At 50.2% G+C, this 3,214-nt stretch carries 3 protein-coding genes and 1 pseudogene; all 4 read right to left on the minus strand.

Annotation, left to right across the window (positions count from 1 at the left end; translation table 11 throughout):
• Positions 1-114 precede the first annotated feature (114 nt).
• Positions 115-1,338 carry a PDDEXK nuclease domain-containing protein gene (locus tag ACO6BQ_RS12205; RefSeq protein WP_489121342.1) on the minus strand — a complete coding sequence of 408 codons (1,224 nt, stop codon included), beginning with the start codon at positions 1,336-1,338 and terminating at the stop codon, positions 115-117.
• Between the two features lie 38 nt (positions 1,339-1,376).
• Positions 1,377-2,474, minus strand: a complete 1,098-nt coding sequence (locus tag ACO6BQ_RS12210) for a YifB family Mg chelatase-like AAA ATPase (protein WP_489121345.1) — start codon at positions 2,472-2,474, stop codon at positions 1,377-1,379.
• Between the two features lie 273 nt (positions 2,475-2,747).
• Positions 2,748-3,065, minus strand: a pseudogene (locus ACO6BQ_RS12215) (DUF389 domain-containing protein); the annotation flags it as partial.
• On the minus strand, positions 2,992-3,210 hold the full coding sequence (locus ACO6BQ_RS12220; RefSeq protein ID WP_489121347.1) for an IS3 family transposase: 219 nt from the start codon (positions 3,208-3,210) through the stop codon (positions 2,992-2,994). The gene ACO6BQ_RS12220 and the pseudogene ACO6BQ_RS12215, both read right to left, overlap by 74 nt.
• Positions 3,211-3,214: the final 4 nt, after the last annotated feature.

The raw sequence follows: 3,214 nt of genomic DNA on the forward strand, positions 1-3,214 counted from the left end.
TGAACTCTGGTTCATAGTGTTGTTGTGACAAGAATCGAATCCCCTTTCATTCGGTCTTTCCCATTAGACATTCCTGTTACAACTTTAGTTTACCACAGCACCCTTACACCCGGATCATTCCTCATCCTTAAACTTATTTTCCAAGAGCCGCATAAGAGCATCCTTGTCCGGCAGGACAAGTTCGTACTTGCTGGCGAAAATCTGCGTATTGTCCCGCGGTAAAGTCATTTCTACCACGGCATTATTTTTCTCCTTGCAGAGCAGAATACCAACGGTGGGATTCTCTGTCGCCAGTTTCACCTTGCGATCATAGTAGTTCACATACATCTGCATTTGCCCTAGATCCTGATGTGTAATGCTGCCGATCTTGAGATCAATGAGGACAAAACATTGGAGCAGACGATTGAAAAATACCAGATCCACATAGAAGTGCTGTTCATCAAAGGTCAGTCGTTCCTGCCGACCTACGAAGGTATAGCCCTTTCCCAGTTCCAATAGAAAATGCTGCAATTCATCAATGATGCGCTGCTCCAAATCAGACTCCGAATAGCGGCTCTCCTCGGGCATTCCTAAGAACTCCAAGATGTATGGATCTTTCACGATGTCCTCGGGACGTTCCACAGTCATGCCCTGTTTGGATATCTCGGCGATAGCTTTCTTATCACGAGAAAGTGCCAGGCGCTCATAGAGAGCAGCGTTGAACTGTCGCTTCAACTCACGCAGACTCCATCGCTCGTTTGTAGCCTCATTTTCATAGAATTTGCGTTCCTTGTCATTTGTGATGCGCATGAGAAACAAATAGTGTGACCAGCTCAAAGTGAATTGCGCAGATAGTGTCTGCAAATTGGTCGGAGGCGGTTCAAAAATCCGAGACACTGTTTCGGATTTCTGCGCGATCAATTCCCGAGACGGTGTTTCGGAAATCACTTCGTTGCTATATGTAATGTAAAAACGACGCATATTCTCGAGATTATCTACCGAGAATCCTCTGCCAAAGCGATTCGTAAGATTTTTCGAGAGTTCCTTTAAGACGCTCTTTCCATACTCCGCCCGCAGCGCACCCTTTTGCTCATGCTCTACAATCATGCGTCCAATTTCATAGTAAGTAACGATCATTGTGGAGTTGACCACAGTAACAACATGCTGTTTGGCATTTTCAATAAGAGCGGCGATTTGCTCCACCAAATGATCGTTGCTTTCCATATTCGCTAATTCTTTGCTCATGCTCACACCTACAAAAATAAAATGCCCCCAAGTGTGCATAAAAGCCTCGGCTTCCGGAGGATTAAAAGAGAAGTCTCTTTCAGTAGTTAATGCTATAGTTTCCTCTACCTTCATCTACAGGAAATCAGTGAAAGCGTGGATTATCAACGTTTTCACGCCACCTCTCGTTCATCATTACATTGTATCGTTATCGACGTTACGTTGTTCATTGCCGCGACCAAAATGATACTAGAGGGAAAGGTCAGCGTTGCGTTCGCACGCGACACCGTAATCTGGCGATCCTCGATCGGCTCACGCAGCACCTCAAGCGTCTTCTTGCTGAACTCCGGCAGCTCGTCGAGAAAGAGAACGCCGTGATGCGCGAGTGTCACCTCGCCCGGGCGCGGGATACTCCCACCGCCGATCATCGCCACCGTCGAGGACGTATGATGCGGACTGCGGAAGGGGCGCGTCGTCACAAGCCCCGTATCCTTGCCAAGCAGCCCCGAGATACTGTAAATCTTCGTGATCTCGATGGCTTCTTCCTTCGTCAGCTCCGGCAGAATCGAACTCATGCGGCGCGCCAGCATCGTCTTGCCCGAACCGGGTACACCGACCATGAGGACGTTATGCCCTCCCGCTGCTGCAATCTCAAGCGCACGCTTCGCCTGATACTGCCCCTGTACGTCCGCAAAGTCATCGGTGAAGGCAGCATCTTTTTTCTGTTCTGTTGCTTGTGGCACAGCAGGAGAAAGCGTTTCTACGCCTGTCAAATGACGCACAAGCTGTGCCAGGTTTTCGACTGCATAGACCTTCAGACCATCAATGAGGAGTGCCTCATCTGCATTGGAGAGAGCAACGTAAAACTCTGTCAGCCCATGTTCCCGCGCCGTGATTGCCATCGGGAGAATGCCGCTGATTGGTCGGCAGTTCCCATCGAGGGAAAGCTCTGCCGAGAACAGTGCACTCTGCACTGCCGCCTCGGGAACCATACCGTAGGATGCAAGGAGTCCGACGGCAATCGGCAGATCAAGCCCCGAACTGTCCTTTCGCACATCGGCAGGTGCAAGATTGACCGTCACCCGCTCCTGCCGCAGCTGAATGCCGGAGTTGCGAATCGCCGTCCGTACCCGCTCCTTCGACTCCTTCACCGACGTATCGGGAAGCCCCACCAGTTCAAAGCCCGGCAGCCCCGGTGACACATCCACCTCCACGTCGATAATCCGTCCATCTATCCCGAGGGTCGTCGCACCATAGGTCTTTGCAAACAACGGCCTTCCCTCCTACGTTTCAAATATAAGAAAATTATAACACAAGAGAGGGCAAGATGGCTAATGATTCTTTGCAACAAAAAAGAGATTCCAAACGCTAAGTGGGGCGAGTGGAATCTCTGCTGTGTGTTATGAACTTGGAAACCTATCCGGAAAAAGGTACACTTTGTTTTTCATGCGCTTCCCCATGAAAACACACCGAGTTACACAATCTGAACGGTTGTAGTCCCGTTTTTTTCTTTACGATATACGAATTTCTTCCTCAGACACGGATTACGTCCCCTTGTTTTCCTCTGCTGCAGGGACTTCGGGGAGGAAGTGTACTTCTACACGATGCTGTGCTTTGGCAGAAATCCATTCGGTCAGACGCACACGCGATGCTTCGTCCAGATCGGCTTGGAGATATACGAACGCAATGTGCGTTTCACGCAGAGACGCCGCTTTATTCGCCGCCGGATCCGGGGCGTGTACACTCCCGACGGCGATGCGTGAGATTTGCGGAAATACGATACGTGCCTCACGATTCCAGTCCAATATGTAGGTGCCCTGCTTCTCGCTTTCCTCGCGGGCAGACTTGAGTGCGGTCACGATACTGCTTCGGCGTAAGGTATCCAAGGGCATATGCAGGGCGCTCCTCGTTGAAGAAGCGGATGTAGTCGGATACCTGAGCGGGGACATTCTCCGACGAAGTAATATGGAAATCTGTAAAGAGTTCGGCCTTGATCCAACCATTAATCGCC

Source organism: Centipeda sp. (in: firmicutes) (assembly GCF_057271695.1).

Coding starts and splice junctions, on each gene's coding strand:
- ACO6BQ_RS12205 (WP_489121342.1), bottom strand. CDS start 1,338: ATGAAGGTAGAGGAAACTATAGCATTAACTACTGAAAGAGACTTCTCT.